Source organism: Nocardia noduli (assembly GCF_019038455.1).
GTDB classification, from domain to species: Bacteria; Actinomycetota; Actinomycetes; order Mycobacteriales; family Mycobacteriaceae; genus Nocardia; species Nocardia noduli.
Genome location: NZ_JAFMPL010000093.1, coordinates 1 through 18,090, shown reverse-complemented (window position 1 = coordinate 18,090; position 18,090 = coordinate 1). Strand labels below are relative to the sequence as shown.

At 67.4% G+C, this 18,090-nt stretch carries 16 protein-coding genes; 11 read left to right on the top strand and 5 right to left on the bottom strand.

Annotation, left to right across the window (positions count from 1 at the left end):
* Positions 1 to 75 precede the first annotated feature (75 nt).
* The 4 genes from JZ792_RS32285 (at position 76) to JZ792_RS32270 (ending at position 3,325) form a co-directional block, all read left to right on the top strand.
* Positions 76 to 2,238 carry an MMPL family transporter gene (locus tag JZ792_RS32285; protein WP_216916672.1) on the top strand — a complete coding sequence of 721 codons (2,163 nt, stop codon included), beginning with the start codon at positions 76 to 78 and terminating at the stop codon, positions 2,236 to 2,238.
* Between the two features lie 78 nt (positions 2,239 to 2,316).
* Positions 2,317 to 2,586, top strand: coding sequence for a metal-sensitive transcriptional regulator (locus JZ792_RS32280; protein ID WP_216916671.1), 270 nt, complete (start codon positions 2,317 to 2,319; stop codon positions 2,584 to 2,586).
* Position 2,587: 1 nt separating this feature from the next.
* Positions 2,588 to 2,851: a YgaP family membrane protein gene (locus JZ792_RS32275; RefSeq protein WP_308165540.1), complete on the top strand. Its 264-nt coding sequence runs from the start codon at positions 2,588 to 2,590 to the stop codon at positions 2,849 to 2,851.
* A gap of 60 nt (positions 2,852 to 2,911) precedes the next feature.
* Positions 2,912 to 3,325, top strand: coding sequence for a DUF302 domain-containing protein (locus JZ792_RS32270; protein WP_216916670.1), 414 nt, complete (start codon positions 2,912 to 2,914; stop codon positions 3,323 to 3,325).
* A gap of 45 nt (positions 3,326 to 3,370) precedes the next feature.
* On the opposite strand, the gene JZ792_RS32265 is transcribed toward JZ792_RS32270, so the two are convergent.
* Positions 3,371 to 4,369 (bottom strand): zinc-binding alcohol dehydrogenase family protein, encoded by a 999-nt coding sequence (locus tag JZ792_RS32265; RefSeq protein ID WP_216916669.1) that lies wholly within the window; start codon positions 4,367 to 4,369, stop codon positions 3,371 to 3,373.
* A gap of 282 nt (positions 4,370 to 4,651) precedes the next feature.
* Here JZ792_RS32265 and JZ792_RS32260 point away from each other — a divergent pair, with 282 nt between their 5' ends.
* A complete protein-coding gene (locus tag JZ792_RS32260; RefSeq protein ID WP_216916668.1) occupies positions 4,652 to 5,653 on the top strand; it encodes an Acg family FMN-binding oxidoreductase in 1,002 nt (333 codons plus the stop codon).
* Positions 5,654 to 5,664: 11 nt separating this feature from the next.
* Here the strand turns inward: JZ792_RS32260 and JZ792_RS32255 are convergent, their stop codons facing one another.
* The 4 genes from JZ792_RS32255 to JZ792_RS32240 all read right to left on the bottom strand — a co-directional run bounded on the left by JZ792_RS32255 (position 5,665) and on the right by JZ792_RS32240 (position 11,532).
* Complete coding sequence (locus JZ792_RS32255; RefSeq protein WP_216916667.1) at positions 5,665 to 6,105, bottom strand: pyridoxamine 5'-phosphate oxidase family protein; 441 nt, start codon at positions 6,103 to 6,105, stop codon at positions 5,665 to 5,667.
* A 547-nt stretch (positions 6,106 to 6,652) separates the two neighbouring features.
* Complete coding sequence (locus tag JZ792_RS32250) at positions 6,653 to 8,953, bottom strand: heavy metal translocating P-type ATPase (protein ID WP_438804414.1); 2,301 nt, start codon at positions 8,951 to 8,953, stop codon at positions 6,653 to 6,655.
* Between the two features lie 51 nt (positions 8,954 to 9,004).
* Positions 9,005 to 10,627: an ABC transporter permease gene (locus JZ792_RS32245; protein ID WP_308165539.1), complete on the bottom strand. Its 1,623-nt coding sequence runs from the start codon at positions 10,625 to 10,627 to the stop codon at positions 9,005 to 9,007.
* The gene (locus JZ792_RS32240) at positions 10,624 to 11,532 is read right to left on the bottom strand and encodes an ABC transporter ATP-binding protein (RefSeq protein ID WP_216916665.1); all 909 of its coding nucleotides are present in this window, start codon (positions 11,530 to 11,532) and stop codon (positions 10,624 to 10,626) included. The genes JZ792_RS32245 and JZ792_RS32240 overlap by 4 nt, the downstream gene beginning before the upstream one ends.
* Positions 11,533 to 11,638: 106 nt before the next feature.
* Here JZ792_RS32240 and JZ792_RS32235 point away from each other — a divergent pair, with 106 nt between their 5' ends.
* From JZ792_RS32235 to JZ792_RS32210, 6 genes are all read left to right on the top strand, one after another.
* Positions 11,639 to 12,283, top strand: coding sequence for a phosphatase PAP2 family protein (locus tag JZ792_RS32235; protein ID WP_216916664.1), 645 nt, complete (start codon positions 11,639 to 11,641; stop codon positions 12,281 to 12,283).
* A gap of 98 nt (positions 12,284 to 12,381) precedes the next feature.
* Positions 12,382 to 14,793, top strand: a complete 2,412-nt coding sequence (locus JZ792_RS32230) for a lysylphosphatidylglycerol synthase domain-containing protein (RefSeq protein ID WP_308165538.1) — start codon at positions 12,382 to 12,384, stop codon at positions 14,791 to 14,793.
* Between the two features lie 177 nt (positions 14,794 to 14,970).
* Positions 14,971 to 15,525: a flavodoxin domain-containing protein gene (locus JZ792_RS32225; protein WP_216916663.1), complete on the top strand. Its 555-nt coding sequence runs from the start codon at positions 14,971 to 14,973 to the stop codon at positions 15,523 to 15,525.
* A gap of 65 nt (positions 15,526 to 15,590) precedes the next feature.
* The gene (locus tag JZ792_RS32220) at positions 15,591 to 16,118 is read left to right on the top strand and encodes a flavodoxin domain-containing protein (protein ID WP_216916662.1); all 528 of its coding nucleotides are present in this window, start codon (positions 15,591 to 15,593) and stop codon (positions 16,116 to 16,118) included.
* 123 nt (positions 16,119 to 16,241) lie between these two features.
* A complete protein-coding gene (locus tag JZ792_RS32215; RefSeq protein ID WP_216916661.1) occupies positions 16,242 to 17,168 on the top strand; it encodes a universal stress protein in 927 nt (308 codons plus the stop codon).
* A 125-nt stretch (positions 17,169 to 17,293) separates the two neighbouring features.
* Positions 17,294 to 17,869: a flavodoxin domain-containing protein gene (locus JZ792_RS32210; protein ID WP_216916660.1), complete on the top strand. Its 576-nt coding sequence runs from the start codon at positions 17,294 to 17,296 to the stop codon at positions 17,867 to 17,869.
* Positions 17,870 to 18,090 lie beyond the last annotated feature (221 nt).

Sequence of the window (18,090 nt, the reverse complement as noted above, 5' to 3'; positions counted from 1 at the left end):
CAGATTCACTGGCTTTCGACCATGCCGCCGACGTCTGTTCACAACTTCGTCGCCCAGTTTCGAGGAGGACCTCCGATGAGTCGCACTACGAGCATCGAGCCGACCGCCCCACCCGGTTCCCCGGCGACCGCCGGGGGTTTGCTCGCCCGGCTGGGCGCTGTCATGGCGGGCAACGCCAAGATCGTCTTCGGCGTCTGGCTCGTTGTGCTGGTGGCGCTCGGCGCGGCGGCACCGTCGGTGTTCAGTTCACTGGCCGGAGCGGGTTGGCAGGCCGACGGATCGGAGTCGGTCCGGGTCCGCGAGCTGGCGCAGCAGCACTTCGGCGGTAATTCCTCGGCAGCGGTGCAGGTGGTGGTGCACTCCGATACGGTCACGGTCCAGAGTCCGCAGGCACAGCGGGTGCTCGGCGAGATCGGCGAGGTATTCGCCGGTGACAGCCGGTTCGGGGCGGTGATCGCGCCGCAGCCCGGCATGTCGATCAGCCCGGACGGCCACACCGGCATCCTCATCGCGGGCGCCGACGCGAGCACCGACGACATGGTCAAGGCCGTCGATGAGCACAAGGACGCCCTGACCGCGCTGGCCGGGGACGGGATCGAGGTCTATCCGACCGGCGCCTCGGCGCTGTGGAGCGATTTCAACAAGGCCAATCACGACGCGATGATCAAGGCCGAATTGTTCTCCTGGCCGGTGACCTTGGCGATCATGGTGCTGGCCTTCGGGTCACTGGTCGCGGCCGGTCTTCCGCTGCTGCTGACGCTGGCGGGTTTGGTCGCCTCGGCAGGCGGACTGGTGCTGCTCAACCAGATCACCCCGATCTCGGTGTGGGCGATGAACTTCGCGATGATGTTCGCACTGGCCCTCGGTATCGACTACGCGCTGTTCATCGTCGCCCGCTTCCGCGAGGCGCTCCGCAACGCCGCCACCAGGCGCGACGCGGTCGCCGAGACGATGGACACCGCGGGCAAGGCCGTCGTGTTGTCCGGCCTCACGGTGCTGGTGAGCCTGTCGGCGGTACTGATCGTGCCCGCTCCCGCGGTGCGGACGATGGCGGTCGGGATCATGCTCGCGGTGCTGTTCGTCCTGCTGGCCACGATGACTTTGCTGCCCGCCGCGCTCGGCGCGCTGGGCGGAAAGGTCAACGCGGGTTCGCTGCCGTATGCCAAGAAGCAGCAGCATCGCTCGCCCCGCTTCGCAGCCTGGGGCAATCTGCTCCATGAACATCCGTGGCCGTTCGCGATCGGCGCACTGCTCGTGTTGATCGCCTTGTCACTGCCGACACTCGGATTGAAGGTGGCCATGCCATCGATCGAGGTCGTGCCCGCCGACGCCCCGGTGCGCAAGGGCTACGAACTGGTCCAGGCTCAGATGGGCGAGGGCGCGCCGGGCATGCTCCAGATCATCGCCCCCGCCGCCGAGGCGACGCGGACCGCACAGCTCGCGGGCGCGACCGACGGAATCACCATGGTGACCCCACCCCAACCCGCCACAGACGGCAGCGGCGTGGTCATGATGCAGGCGTTGCCCGGCGTCGATCCCTCCGATCCGCAGATGGGTGCGATCCTCGACCGGCTGCGCGGCGCGCTGCCCGCCGATGCCCTGGTCGGTGGCGCTCCCGCGGAGAACCTCGACCTGCAACAGGCGTTGAACGACTACTTCCCGCTCATCGTCGGCATCATTCTGGTTCTGGGGTTCCTGCTGCTGCTCGTCGCGTTGCAGGCCCCGGTGATCGCTGTGTTGGGCACCGTGGTCAGCCTGCTCTCGACCGCCGCCGCGTTCGGCGTCGCGAAACTGATCTTCCAGGACGGGCACGGTGCGAGTCTGCTCGGCTTCACCCCGCAGGGCTTCCTGGACGGGTGGGGACCGGTGTTCTTCTTCGCCATGATCTTCGCGATCGCGATGGACTACACCGTGTTCCTGCTGGCGACCGCCAAGGAGCATTACGAGCGATCGGGCGATCCGAAGACCGCCCACGTCGACGGTCTCGCCCACTCCGGGCGGGTGATCTTCGCCGCGGCGGCGGTCATGGTGGCCGTGTTCTTCACCTTCGCTCTGGCCGATCCGCTGCCTCCCAAGGAGATGGGCATCATTCTCGGTACGGCCGTACTGCTCGACGCGCTACTCGTGCGACTGGTGCTGCTTCCGGTCCTGCTGCGCTTGACCGGTCACGGCGCATGGTGGTCACCGGCCTGGCTGACCAGGATCCTGCCCTCGATCAGTTTCGCCCACCACCGTTGACCACACCGACCGGGCCGAACCCTGGATCATACCCCTGGGGGTATGATCCAGGCATAGGGAACGAGGAAGGAAAGCATCATGGTCGGCGACGAAGACACTATCGCCCAGGTACTCAATCGGCTGCGCCGGGCGCACGGACAACTCGCGGGAGTGATCTCCATGATCGAGCAGGGTCGCGACTGCAAGGACGTCGTCACCCAACTCGCCGCCGTGTCGCGCGCGCTGGACAAGGCCGGATTCAAGATCGTCGCCACCGGTTTGCGGGAATGTCTGAGCGGACAAACCCCCGACGGCAGCACGCCGATGACCGAAGCCGAGTTGGAAAAACTGTTCCTGGCCCTCGCCTGAGCTGTACAACGCGGGTGCCGTCCCTGGAACCGACGGAGATACCGATGTCACAACTGCCTCGTCACCAAGGCTGCTCGCAGGTTTCGTCGTACTGGTCGGCACACTGCTGGCGGCGACGGTGTCGCCGTGGTGGCTGCTGCTGACGGGGTTCGCCGGAGCGAATCTTGTGCTCTACGGCACTATCGGCTGGTGTCCGGCGAGCCTGCTGATGGCCCGGCTCGGCCTACCCACTTCGGCGAACCCTTACGCGACGCCACGGCCGTAGTTCCTCGGGTAACGGGTCGGGAAAGAAAGCACATCACACCGCGACAGAAAGCAGACCGTCATGAACATCGCCTTGTCGACCACCCTGCACACCAGCTTCGCCGACGCTGTCGAGCGCACCCGTGACGCCTTGTCGCAACAAGGATTCGGAGTGCTGACCGAGATCGACGTGCAAGCGACGTTGAAGGCCAAACTCGGCCACGATATGGAGGAATACCTCATCCTCGGCGCGTGCAACCCGCCACTGGCCCATCGCGCCGTCGAGGTGAATCGCCAGATAGGTCTGCTCCTGCCGTGCAACGTCGTCGTTCGTCGTGACACCGCCGCCGAGGACATGATCATCGTCGAGGCGATGGATCCGGAGTTGATGGTGCAGGTCAGTGGTGAACCCGCGCTCGAACCGATCGCCGCCGAGGCCACCTCGAAACTCGGATCGGCGATCCGAGCGCTGGGCGAGGACGCTTCCGGCGCGTGAACCCCCGCGGGGAGCGCGGTCGGGAACGGCCGCGCGGAACTCGCCTCATGGCAGCAGGACCGCCGCACCGTCGAACCGGCCATGCGCCAGATCACTCAAGGCCTGATCGGCACGGTCGAGCGGGTAGCCGTGCGTCGACACCCGTAACCGGTGTCGTGCGGCGAAGTCCAGGAAGGCCCGTGCCTGCTCTCGCGTGTTGGAGGTGACGCTGCGTATCTGGCGTTCCCGGAACAGATGTCGCTGATAGTTCAGCGTCGGGATATCGGTCAGATGGATGCCCGCGATCGCCAATGTGCCACCGGCATCCAGGGCTTCAAGTGCCGGTGGCACCAACTCCCCCACCGGGGCGAACAGGATGGCCGAGTCGAGCGGTTCCGGTGGCGGGTCGGCCGCGCCCCGCACGGAATCCGCGCCGAGTGCGGACGCCAACTCACGCGACGCCTCTCCCCTGGTCATCACGTGCACCCGCGCACCGCCCGCCAGCGCGACCTGCGCGGTGAGGTGCGCGCTGCCGCCGAATCCGTAGATACCGAGCACGCCGCCCGCCGGTAGTTCCGCACGCAGCAACGCGTGATATCCGATGATGCCCGCGCACAAAAGCGGGGCCAACGCCTCGTCGGCGTACCCATCGGGCAATCGCAGAGCGAAGTCGACGGGAACCGTGGCGTATTCGGCGTATCCGCCGTCGGTGTCCCATCCGGTGTAGCGCGAGTTCGGGCACAGGTTCTCCATACCGCGTTCGCAGTACCGGCAGATTCCGCATGTGTGCCGTAACCAGGGGATTCCGACGCGATCGCCGACCTGGAATTCACCGGCCTTCGCCGAAACCGAGATCACCTCGCCCACGACCTCGTGGCCGGGGACCACCGATTCGCGACGAACGTCGAGATCTCCCTCGACCACATGCAGGTCGGTCCGGCACACTCCGCACGCCAGGACCCGCACCAGCAACTCATCGTGCCCGGGTTCCGGCAGGGGTTCGCGGTACATGCGGAGCGGACCCGAATCGACCGGTCCCGGGGCGTCCACTCGCCAGACTCGCATCATGTCATGTTTTCCCATCCGCTCGGGGCAGGGACTTCACCGCCACGAACAGCGGTCGTCGTGGTCTCCTGGTTCACCTCACGGCGAGCCCTGACACTTCCACTGTCACACCCGTGGCAGTGAGGCCGCAGCGGTCGAAAGTCCCCTGTGCGATTACCTCGGTCCCGTAGCGATACGCACTCGCCCACGATCACCGAGCAGTGCGCGTCGGGTGACCATAGACCTCGGACAACGGGCGGAAGTCCCATACCCGTGACGGCCCCGCGCGACCAGACTGATGATATGACCGACAGTAACCGATCCCCTGTGCTCTCCGTACCGGACCGATCGACGGTGTCTGCGGCGCTGCGGCTCGCGAGCCGGGCTCCGTCGGTCCACAACACACAACCCTGGCGGTGGGTGTACGACCGCACGCGACTGCACCTGTACCGCGATACCGACCGACTGCTGACCGAGATGGACCCACGCGGCAGACAGCAGGTGATCAGTTGCGGCGCTGTGCTGCACCACGCGCGCACCGCGTTCGCCGCCGCGGGCTGGCACACCGACACGGTCCGGATCCCCGACCCCGAACATCCCGAACTGCTCGCGACCATCACTTTCCGCCCCTGGCCCGAGCCGCCCGAGGGGGTGAGTGAACGCGCGCGTGCCATCGAGCGTCGACACACCGATCGGCTGCCGCTGCACGAACCCGTTGACCTGCCGGAACTGTTGCACACCATGCGCATGCTCGTGCACCCCCACGATCTCGAACTCGAACTGCTCGATGAATCCGTGCGACCGCGCATCGCCGCGGCGTCGGAGCAAGCTGCCGCGCTGCACCACTACGATATGGAATACCAAACCGAACTACATTGGTGGGCTGGACATTCCAGCGCGGCCGAAGGTGTGCCCACCAGCGCGTTGACCTCCGACGCGGAATCCGCCCGTGTCGATGTCGCGCGCAGATTCCCGTCCGCGCCACATTCGGCACGACGCGGCGACCTCGATGACCACGCCCGGCTGTTGATCCTCAGTTCCGTGAGCGACTCGCCACTGCAATGGCTGCACACCGGTGAGGCGCTGTCGCTTCTGCTGCTCGAGTGCACGGCCGCGGGATTCGCGACCTGCGCACTCACGCACATCACCGAACCGCCCGCGGGCCGCGACGTCCTCGCCGGGTTGCTGCCTCGACCGGGCGTGCCACAAGTCGTCGTTCGAATAGGCATCGCCCCGAAGGACGAAGAACCGATCACGCCGACACCACGCCGGCCGCTGGCCGACGTACTGACCGTGCGAGAGTGAAGGGTCGTCGCCTATTTCGACTTCTCCACGAGCCGGATGCCGCGGACGATGGTGGGGTCGATCTCGATCACCGTGTCGGTGATGTTGTCGACCCAGGGTCGTAGCAGCCGTTCGAATTTCGCGACGCGCTCGGCGTCTGTCACCGGCCGCGCGATCCCGGTGACCACCACCGACCATCCGATCCGTCGAGCCGGGTCGATCTCGTCCGCTTCGTAGGCCACAACGAGACCGGAGTTACCGCGCAGCGCGGTGGTGAGCGAGGCGGCGAACCGGGTGCGCACGATGATCTTCCCGTTCGGTTCGACGAGATGATTGACAGGACGAATCGCCGGTAATGCGTTGCGGGTGAATACCACTCGGCCGACGGGGACGCTCGCCAACAGGCGCAGGGACTCGGCGCGATCCAGCTGATGGACGGCACGCCCCTCGTCGGCGGCCGACAGGTCTTCCATCACGACCCATCACCGCTTTCGGCTGTTGTGGCACAACGTATCGACCGCTCCGGACCGACCCGGATCCGAACAACCGCGACACGACACGATCCAGCTCCGTGCGTCGCACTCCGGGACAGTTCCACCTGTGACAACCCGCTTTCCGGATCCATGAATTCTCGACCACCACACCAACTCGGCCCACGCGCGCGACAGTGCCCGGTTCCGATGAAGACCGGCCTCGGTTACCCGGCCACACCGCCACCGGAGTCGGAGGGATCGAAAGCCCGGCCACCGAGCGGGGACAACTCCTGACGACAGGGCGGCCCGTTCATCCGTATCCGAGGAAAGGGCTGGTTGTCGATCGGCGATCTCCCGACGTCTCGGTGGCCGGCTCACCAACTATCCGCCACGGACGCGGGCTGACACAGAGCACAGGGCCTCACCGAACGAGGACATCGGTCCCGGAACCCTCGGGTACAAAGACTCTGTCTGTCTCGCGGCTCCACTCGGCAGTCCTGATCGGCAACATCCGCGACGTGCCTCCTGGAGTACCAGAGGTCCACTCCTATCCCGGTGACGTCTCCCGGTGGTCCGCCAAGGTGAACAGCGCTTCGTCCTCTTGGGCGAAGTGCAGGGTCAAGATGGCGTCCAAGCCGTACAACGTCGCGCGAAGATCGTCGATCTGGTCTGCCTGAATGCCACCGGGAGAGGCTTCGAGGTGTCGGCGGATCCGGTCGGCGAACCTGTCGATCTCGGTGTGTTCGCGGCTCATCGGGACCATCGCCTCCGGATCACGCAGGTATTCGGCGAGCGCCGGATACAGGTCGGATTCTTCGGCGTGCTCGTGTGGCAGCACGAATTCGGTGAGCGAATCGAGCGCACGTCGAATCGCGGCGTCGGCGGTGGGACCGGGACCATCCGCCAGCGAGTCGGCGGCGGCGCGAACCGAGGCCCGTGCGGTGTGCATCCGATCGTGTTCGTGGGCGAATCGCGCCACCAGCGGGTCGATCGCCGCGGTCCGACGGCGGCTGCCGGTACGGAGGGCGCGCAGCGCGTTCATGATGACCGCGATATCGATACCCTCCTGCACCAGGGCGCCCGCTGCCGGTGCGAGGAGGCCGAACGCGGCGGCGATCATCGCCAGCAGTGACAGCGCCATACCCGCCACCGCGCTCTGAACCGCCATGCGGTGTGCGCGCTGGGCGATTTCGACGGCGTCGGCGAGTCGATCGATCCGATCGTCGATGATGACCGCGTCCGCGGCTTGGACCGCCGCTGTGGATCCGCGTGAGCCGAGCGCGATGCCGACATCGGCCGCCGCCAGCGCGGGCGCGTCGTTCACGCCGTCCCCGACCATGACGGTGATCCCGCTTCGACGCTCGGTGCGGATGGCGGCGATCTTGTCGGAGGGGTCGGCGTCGGCGAGGACCTCGGTCAGGCCGAGCATCCTGGCGACCTCGGTGGCGTTGTCGACACGATCGCCGGTCAGCAGCAGCAGGCGTTTCAGCCCCGCTGCCCGCAGTCGGCGTGTCGTCCGGGCGGCGTCGGCGCGCAGGCGATCGCGGACCAGCAGGGCGGCTCGGGGTCTGCCGTCGACCGTGACCCAGATGATCCCGGCCAAATCCAGACGGGCCCGCCGCAGCGCTGCGTCAGCCCACGGTTGCGGATCGAGTTCGGCGGGCAGTCGCCCGACCCGCACGCGGTGCCCGTCCACGGTCCCTGTCGCGCCCTGTCCTGGCTGCTCGGAGACCTCCCGCGCGGTCGCGGGTTCGAGCCCACGTCGGGTGGCGGCCGCGACGACCGCGCGCGCGAGTACGTGCGGTGAGAACTGTTCGATGGCGGCCGCCTGCCGCAGCACCAGGTCACCGTCGGCTCCCGGTTCGGTGATGATGTCGACGACCTCGGGTTTGCCGACCGTCACGGTGCCGGTCTTGTCCATCGCCAGGTTCCGCGCGCGCCCGAGAGTCTCGAGTGCGGCGCCGTCCTTGACGACCACCCCGGCCCGGGCTGTGCGCGACATACCCGCGGTGATCGCCACCGGGACCGCCAAGAGCAGTGGGCACGGCGTCGCGGTGACCACGACCGCGACCGCACGCACCGCATCCCCCGTCCACGCCCACGCGGCGCCTGCCACAGCGAGCGCGAGCGGCAGGAACCACACGGCGATCCGGTCGGCCAACCGGGCGACCGGAGCGCTGGTGGCTGCGGCTTGTCCGGCCAGGGTGACGATGCCCGCGTAGGTGCTGCTCTCGACCGTCGCAGCGACCCGGATATCCACCGTCGCACCGGCGTTCACCACGCCGCTGCGGATCTCGGTGTCGGCGCGACGTGCCACGGGTACCGATTCACCGCTCAGCGCGGATTCGTCGAAAACGCCTTCCACCAGCAGAGTTCCGTCCACGGGAACGGTTTCGCCGGGTAGTACGGCGACGACGTCACCGGGAACGATGGATTCCGCCGGGACCGTCTCGAGACCGCCCGATACCCGCCGATGTGCCTGCGCTGGGGCTCGTTCCATCAGGGCGGTCAAGTCGCGTCCGGCGCGCCTGCCCGCGTACGCCTCGAGTATCCGGCCGGTGGCCACCATCAGTGCGATGAGCGCACCGGCGAAATATTCGCCGACGACGGCGGAGCCGACCAAAGCGATCAGGGCGAGGAGATCGGCCCCGTAACGGCCTTTCCTCAGGTCCCGCACTACCCACCAGGTCGCCGGGACGACAGCGACCACGATAGCCGTGAACCACAGCAGGTCGGCCACATCTTCGCTGAACGGTCGGGCCGACAATCCTGATATCAGGAGGACGGCGAGCAGCCCACCGAGCGCGGTTTCGCGAATCGCGGCGGTACCCGACTGCCTGTGGATCATCGCGTTCATCGTCTTCTCCTTTCCGTGCGTAACGACTCGGCGGCTCGCACGTCAGTAGCCGGTGTCGCGGCGACCGAAGCCGACGAAACCCACGAGCAGAGCGACTGCTGTGGCACCGCCGATGCCGACCATCGCTGTCGCGGTGACATTGTCGAGCGGAACCTGCGGAGTGTGCTCGAACGTCGATGCCGTGGCGAACCACCTCGGCAGGTCGAACGAGTCCGTGAACAACAGAGCCACCACGCAATAGGCGAAATACGTCCAAGCCGATGCCGCCGCGGCGCGAGGGATCCAGCCGAATCCGAGTACCGCGACAGCGGCGATCGACCACACCGCGGGCCAGTACACCGCCGCGGCCCCGATCATGCGCGGCACCTGAGCCCAATCCCCCACTGTCAGAGCGTGTGCCAATCCGATGCCGAGTCCACCCATCGCGGCGACCGCGGCTCCGCCGACCAGCGCGATGGTGACGTGGCTTGCCAACCATCTCGTCCGAGCGACAGGCGCCGCGAGAATCGACTCGCTGTATCCACCGGTCTCCTCCCCACGTGCGCGCAGCACGGCGGTGATGCCGTACGCCGCCGCCAACAGCGCGGTCATCGAAACCGACAGTGCCAGATAGGAATCGACCGCGTCGGCGGCGCCGCCCGGGAGAAACGCGGCGATCTCGGGGTTGTCGGCGAGATAGTCCGCGATGCTCTCGGCGAATGATCCGTAGGCCGCGCCGAGCCCGAAGACTCCGACACTCCACCCGATCCACGACCCCCGCTGCAATCGCCAGGCCAACCCGAGCGGTGAGCCGAGGGCCCACGACGCCTCGGCCGGGCCGGTGCCGTAGGAGAGCAGCCCCGCCCCGAAGTCGCGCCGATCGAGCAACGCGAAGGCGATGGCAAGCAGGACCAGGCTCGCGAGCAGGAACAAGGAAACCGGCCACCAGCGATCGACCACATACGGATAGGCACGCTGCCCCCACCCCAGCGGCGAAGCCCACGACAGCGCGCCGTTACCGACATCTCCGATCGCCCGCAGCACATAGGCGGCGGCCATCAACAGCGTGACAGAGCCGTATACGCTGCGCGGATTCTCGAACACCTGCACCGCGAGCGTGGTGATCGACGCGAACATCAGCCCGACCCCGGCGATGACCACCGCGAACAGCAACGAACCACCGGCTGGTAGCCCTGTCGCCACCGCGACCCCGAAGACGATCACGACTACAGCGAGGTCGGCGACCGCGGCCAACGCGAGAGCAGCGAGGGCGGGCGCTCGCCGCCCCACTCTCGCGGACCGGATCAATTCATCGCGCCCGGCCTCTTCGTCCGAACGGGTATGTCTGCCGACCAGGAACATATTCATGAGAGCGACGACGATCGCCAGGTAGGCGAATATCTCGAACAGAACTTCGCCGCCGATGGTGTCCAGCAGCCGGATCGGACCCCCCAGGGCGACGGCGGTCGCGTTCGCGCCCATCATCTCTCGTAGATTCGCGAGCTTGGCAGGGGTGTCGTAGAAGCGCTGGCTGCTCACCGACTGCATCGCCAACAGCAGTCCGACCCCGAGCAACCAGGCGGGCAGTGCGAAGCGTTCGCGCCGCAGCGAGAAGCGCAGCAGTTCGCCCGAACCGGTGGCGCTCGCCAGGGCATCGCGCCGCGAATCGCGCGTCCGGGTACTCACGACATCACCGACGCGGATTGTGCACCGTAGTGACGAAGGAAGATGTCCTCCAGCGTCGGCGGCGTGCAGGTGAGGCTGCGCACACCGGCCTCGGTCAACACTCGCAGCACCGTGTCCAGTTGCGGAGCGTCGACATCGAATCTGGCCCGTGTCCCGTCCTCCGCGAGATCGTGCAGCCCCACCAGCGAGCCCAAACCGATCGCGGGGCTTTCTGTTTCGACCGTCACCGCCGTTCGGGTCAGATGGCGCAGTTCGGTGAGGGTGCCGCTCTCCACGGTGCGCCCGGCGCGGATGATGCTCACCCGATCACACAGCGCCTCGACCTCCGCGAGAATATGGCTCGACAGCAGCACGGTCCGGCCCTGTTCGGTCAGTTCACGAACGCAGGTCTGGAACTCCGATTCCTTGAGCGGATCGAGTCCGACGGTCGGTTCGTCGAACAGCAGCAGCTCGGCTTCGGACGCCAGGGCCGCGACGAGCGCGACCTTCTGCCTGTTGCCCTTGGAGTACGCGCGCGCTTTCTTGTGCGGGTCGAGGTCGAAGCGCTCCAGCAATTCGGCCCGCCTGCGCCGATCGATGCCGCCGCGCAGCTTGCCCAACAGGTCGATGATCTCGCCGCCGGTGATTCCCGGCCACAGTGTCACCTCCCCGGGCACGTAGGCCAGGCGAGCGTGCAACGCAACGGCGTCGAGCCACGGATCTCCACCGAGCAGGCGGACCTGCCCCGCGTCGGAGCGCAGCAGGCCGAGCAGTATCCGGATCGTCGTCGTCTTGCCCGAGCCGTTGGGCCCCAGAAAGCCGTGCACTTCGCCGGTTCGCACAGTCAGATCGAGTCCATCGAGGGCCTTCGCCCGGCCGAACGACTTCATCAGGCCGGCGATCGAAATCGCGAGGTCGGTCTCCATTGCACAATCGTGAGCCGGAGAACATACCGGCGACAGGGGCGAAGGTCCCGCCGTCGGCACCATTCGCCCCTGTCGCCGCCGTCGCGATCGCGAGACCGTGCCCGCTATGACTTCTCACCGCGTACGGCGGCGCGGTATCGATCTTTGGCTCGCGATCTACGGCACGGCCCTTGCTGCCCTCACCGCATGGGCGGTCGACCAGGATGCGTTCGACCGCGTGGATCGTTTGTTGTTCGATCTACTCAACTCGCTGCCCGAACGACTACACAGGCCCCTGTGGGTAGCGCAATTGATCGGCGTGCTCGGCGTGCCGATAGCCGTGGCCGCGGTCGCGGCGGCGACGCGACGATTTCGACTGGCGCTCGGCTCGGCGCTGTTGGTTCCGGCGAAACTCGTCGTCGAACGCGAGATCCTCAAACAGCTGGTGTACCAGCAACGGCCGGGCGCTCGGATTCCCGGCGCGATCCTGCGTGACGTGCCCACGGCCGGTTCGGCTTTCCCATCCGGCCACGCGATGATCCTGTTCGGGATGGTCACACTGTTGAGTCCCTACCTGAGTGGACGCGCACTCGGCGGGTTGTTCGGATTCGCCGCGGTCGCGACGGCGGCCCGGGTGTATCTGGGCGCGCACTCACCCGCCGATGTGATCGGCGGGGCGGCAGCGGGGTTGGCGATAGGAGCGGTGCTCAACCTTCTGGTCGGTGTCTCGCGGTCACCACGAGAACAGTCACCGCGAGAACGGATTCGGTGAAGGCAGGGCCGATCGGCACTGGCTTCCGAGCCCAACTCCCCTGGTTCGGCGCCGCGAGGCTTTGCGACAGTTCGCATCGACGCACGAGATGAGGGGCGATGACAACCGAAGTAGCACTACCGAATTCGACAGACCGCGCGAGCGCACCACCCGAAGACACGAAGCCCCCACCGATCATGCAACGACATCCGGGCGACGCGGTCCGGGTCGTCATCGGCGTGACGGTGCTGGCGATTTCCGCGCTCATCGCGCGCAACACCGAAGTTCCGAGGCTGGAGGTCGACCTTTTCCGCCTGATCAACGACCTGCCGTCGTGGATCATGCCGGTGCTGTATGTGATCATGCAACTCGGCAGCATCGGCGCGGTCGGCGTGGCGGCGGCAGCTGCCCTGGCTACTCGGCGCTGGCGGATGGCACGCGATATAGCGGCGGCGGGAACCCTCGCCTATGTGCTCGCCATCCAGGTCAAGGACCTGATCGGGCGGGCACGTCCCGACATGCTGATCCACGAGATGGTGCTGCGAACCCACCAGGGCGGACTCGGTTTCGTCTCCGGTCACGCCGCGGTCGCGGCCGCGATGGCAGCGGCGGCCGGTCCCTGGCTGCCACGGCCGTGGCGCCGTGTGGCCTGGGCGGGCGCGGCGGTCGTGGCGCTGTCCCGCGTTTTCGTCGGCGCCCACCTCGTGCTCGATGTCTTCGGCGGCGCCGCGCTCGGATGGACGGTGGCCGCCCTGCTGCATCTGCTCTGGGGCGCACCGGTGCGGCGCACCGAGGCGCCCGCGCTGCTGAAGGCGCTCGCGGCCGCGGGAATGTCACCCTCGCGCGCGAGGCCGGTACTGGAGGACGCGCGAGGGTCCCGGCCGTTCTGCGTCACCACCGAAACCGGCGGCCGATGCGCCGAGATCTTCGTCAAGGTCATCGGATACCACGAGCGCAACTCGGATGTACTTTTCAAGCTCTTCCGCCACCTCGTATTTCGTGAGGTCGAGGACGAATCTCCCTTTGTCACACCGAAGCAGGAGGCCGAGCACGAGGCGTTCATCGCGCTGCTGGCCCAACGTGCGGGCGTGCGCACACCGGATATCGTCTCGGTCGGCACCGCGGCGAGCGGGGATGCCTGGCTCGCCGAGACGCATATTCCCGGCCGAAACCTCGCTCGAACGGTCGATGAACCCGTCTCCGACGAACTGCTGTGCGATGTCTGGCGCCAAGTGGCACTGCTGCACGCGGCCAGGATCGCACACCGCGACCTGCGGCTGGCCAACATCCTGATCGATGACGACGGCACGCCGTGGATCGTCGATTTCGGCTTCGGCGAAGCCAGCGCCTCCCAGCACCGACTCGACGCCGATATCGCCGAACTACTGGTGTCGATGAGCCTGAAGGTCGACGTGCGACGCGCCGTCTCCACCGCGCGGCAAATACTCGGTCCCGACGCGCTGACCGGTGCCGCGCCTCTGTTACAGCCCTTGGCCTTGGCCACAGCGACTCGCAGCGCTGTCCGGCAGCGGCGCGATCTGCTGCCGCGATTGCGCGCCGCCGTGGCCGACGCGACCGGCAGCGAACCCGCAGCGCCCGAGGTCATGCTGCGATTCCGATGGCGCACGCTCGGATGGATCGCGGCGACGGTCTTCGCCACCTACATCCTGCTGCCACAGGTCGGCCAACTCGGCCAGACCGTCGCCGCTCTGGACGACGCGCAATGGCAGTGGCTCGCCGGCGCGTTGGCGATGGCCGTGGCCACCTACGCCGCGGCCGCGCTCACGCTGATGGGCGCCAGCCCACGCCCTCTGGCCTTCGGGCGCACGATGAATGTCCAACTGGCAACGTCGTTCGCCAATCGGCTCGCGCCCTATGGCATCGGCGGTACGGCGGTCAACGAGCGCTATCTGGAACGATCCGGGGTATCCCGGGCCACGGCGGTGGCGGCGATCGCTCTCACCATCACCTCGGGTGCGATCCTGCATCTGGTCGAATCGGCAGGCGTGGGGCTCTGGCTGGGCCAGTCGCGACTGTTGCTGGCATCCGCGCTGCCCAGCGGCTGGGTGCTGCTGATCGCATTCGTCGCCGTGATGACGGCGCTCGGAATCGCCGTCGGTGTCCTCCTGCACCGCCCGGCCTGGCTCGCGGAGGTGCGCAACGCCTCCCGTTCGATGCTGGACATCCTGCGCAGGCCGCGCCAGGCGATGCTGCTGCTCGGCGGACAGATCAGTGCGAACGTCGCCTATATCGCGGCCCTCGGCTTCGCGGTCCACGCGTTCGGCGGCCGTCCCTCGGCCGCGCTCGTCGCCGCGGTATTCCTCGGCGGATCCGCTCTGGGCGCCGCGAGCCCGACCCCGGCGGGCCTCGGCGTCGTGGAGGCCGCACTCGTCGCGGGTTTGATGGTGGGCGGGGTGCCCAGCTCAGCGGCGGTCGCCGGTGTTCTCGCCTATCGGCTCGCGACATTCTGGCTTCCCGCCATCGCCGGCTTCTTCTCGTTCAAGGGTCTGCAACGCCGTCACACCATATGACCGCAACCCGCGAGCGTGCTCGTCGACACCGGCTGTGGTCACCGCTCACGCTCCGACACGCCACTGACAACGACGCGGTATGTCCTTCCGAAGTTGTCGACACGAGGCCCAAGGTCCCACTACTACAGGTATCAGGGCTCTGATCCCCGACCATTGTCCTACGACAGGCTGTACCTCATGGAATCCCGAATCCACCGCATAGCGGTCATATACGCGACAGCACAGGGCTCGACACGTGATATCGCCGAATTCATCGCCGACGACCTCGCCGGGCGCGGCGCGCAGGTCGAACTCAGCGATATCGAACACGCGCCGGAACTGTCCCGGTTCGACACGGTCGTCCTGGGGAGCGCGGTACACGACATGGCCCTCTTGCCCGCGGCGACCACGTATCTCCACACCAACCACACGGCACTCGCAGCCACCGATCTGTGGCTGTTCAGTGTCGGCCTCGGCCCGGCGCTGCGAGGTCCGGTCGGACGGGTTTTCGCACGGAGGGTGCCGAAGAAGATCGCGGCGTTGCGCGACTCGGTCGCCCCCCACGAATATCGAGCCTTCGCCGGTCGGTACGACCGAGACCGTGTCTCGCAACCCGCCCGGACACTGCACCGGCTGATGGGCGGCGGGCGCTACGGTGATTTGCGTGACTGGCGCGCGATCCGCAGTTGGTCCGCACGTATCGCGGAATCGCTGAGGCTGCCGGAGGCTACGACGAGCATCGTGCAACCGTAGAGCACCCCGAGCCAACAGACTGAGTCCCGCGCAGCGTCGCGGCGACACCACGATCGGGAGCAGATATGCGCGCACGAATTGTCCACGAATCGATGTACGGCAATACCGCGGCGATCGCCGCCGCCATCGCGGCCGGCCTGAGCGAATACTTCTCGGTGGAGACAGTGAATGTGGCCGATGCCGCCGAATCGCCCTTGTCTGCGGTCGATCTACTCGTCGTCGGGGGCCCCACCCACGCGTTCGGCCTCAGCAGACCGCAGTCTCGGCAGGACGCGGCCAGACGCGTCGAGACTCCGATAGTGACCGAGGTCGGAATCAGGGAATGGATCAGGGATGCCGAGCGGGTGACCTCCGGTGCGCGGGCAGCCGCGTTCGGCACCAGATTGGCCCGCCCACGCTGGCTGACGGGGTCGGCGGCGCGCGGAGCGGGCAAGCTCCTGCGACGTGCCGGATACGAACTGGCCACACCCCCGATGGATTTTCTCGTCGAGTCGACCACCGGGCCGCTCACGACCGGAGAAGTCGAGAGAGCCCGGATCTGGGCGAGTCGACTGGCACGCGCCGAAGCCGATCGCAGAGCCGATCACCGCTGAGGTCGGGACACCGGAAATGGACGTTGGGCACCTGGGTTCGGGACCAATGACAGCCGCGGGAACGCGGACTCGATTCGTAACCTACGAATGACCGAACTTCCGGGCCACGAAGGGACGCCGCCCATGTCTGTCCAGTCCGCTGACGATCCACACCGACTGGTCTCGGCCGACGTGGTCGTCGGCATCGACGGCTCCGAGCCCTCCGACCTGGCTGTACGCTGGGCCGCGGAAACCGCTTCGCGGCGTCGACGCCGCCTGCGCATCGTGCACGGGCTCGATCTCGCCGCGGCCCAGGCGGTTCTCGGTATGTACGACCTGATGGTGCCCGCTGTGACCGAGGCACTGCGCGAACAAGGCGAACGTCGCCTCGCCACCGCGCACCGACTCGCACGCGAGATCGACCCGGAGTTGATCGTCGAGACCGAACTGTCAGACGGCCATCCAGCGAAGATACTCATCGACGCGTCCGAATCCGCGCATCTCATGGTGCTCGGCGCCGGGACCCGTCGACCGGTCACACATCTGGGCTCGACGCTGCTCGCCGTGACCGCGCACGCAAGAGGGTCCGTCGTGGTCGTCCGCGACACCGGCACCGAGCAGCAGACCCGCCGGACCGGACCGGTCGTCGTCGGCATCGACGGCAGCCCTGCCAACACAGCCGCGGCGGCTACCGCCTTCGCCGAAGCATCCCTTCGCGACGCGCCTCTCGTCGCGGTGCACGCCGCCAACGACATCTCGGCCGCGGCCATCGCCGGGTTGTCCGAAAGCCTTCCGACGACCCTTCCGACTCGTGAGATGGACGCACTCGCCCGCGAGGTGCTGTCCGAGCAGCTCGCGGGATGGCAGGAGAAGTATCCCGACGTGACCGTCACCCGCAAGGTCTATGTCGCCGAGGCGCGCAAACACCTGCTCGCGTGGTCGGAGACCGCACAGCTCGTCGTGGTCGGCAGCCGCGGTCGCGGCGGCTTTCTCGGCATGATTCTCGGCTCGACCAGCAATGCCCTTGTCCAGCAGGCGTCCTGCCCGGTACTCGTCGCCCATCCCGAATAGACGGCGGCGAGAATGTCACCGAAGCCCCGTCGGAGCGCTCGTCGCGGGTGCGAGGCGACGAAAGTCGATTCGTCACGTACCGAAGGACCCTGTCGGCGCGGGCCGATCGCGCGGATGGTTACACCATGACCACCGAACCCGACGACCACGCCCCGCACACGGTGCTCGTCGTCTACGCCTCTGCCACAGGCTCCACCGCGGAGATCGCCGAATTCATCGGAAACCGAATGCGCGACAGCGGCTTACAGGTACGAGTCGCCTCGGTCGCCGACGATCCTGATCCCGCCGACTACGAAGCCGTGGTACTGGGCAGCGCGGTGCACAACCGAGCGCTCCTGCCCGAATTCAGTGCCTACATTCGTCAGCACGGCCCGACGCTGCGTCGGCGGCCGACATGGCTGTTCAGCGTGGGCATGGCCCCCGGACTGCGTGGACCTCTCGGCTATCCACTGAAACACGTCACTCCCCCTGCCATCACGCAGGTTCGGAACCAACTCCACCCCTGCGGATTCCAGCAGTTCGCCGGTGTCTTCGCGCGCCCCGACGGGCTCGGAGTCCGAGTTGTCGTCCGGTTGCTCGGCGCTCGCTTCGGCGATCAACGCGATTGGCCCGCCATCGGGGCATGGACCGACGTCATCGCCGCTCGGATCGACACCGCACGCCCTCCGGCCAGATATCCGGCGGCACGCGGCGAGTTATAGGCACGAGCCACCCCGACCCGGACTTCCCCGTCCGGGTCTCGGTGCGGTCACTCGGGGGCCGGGTTCGTCATCTCGGGGTCGAGGGTGGATGCCGGGCAAGTCACGGCAGGTACTTCTTCTGCCGACCGAATCGATCCCAGTCCCGTGCCCAGCACGCAGCCCGGTGCGCGTCGAAGAGTCGCCCCGTGCCCCAGACCAGGACCAGTGCACCGCTCCAGAAC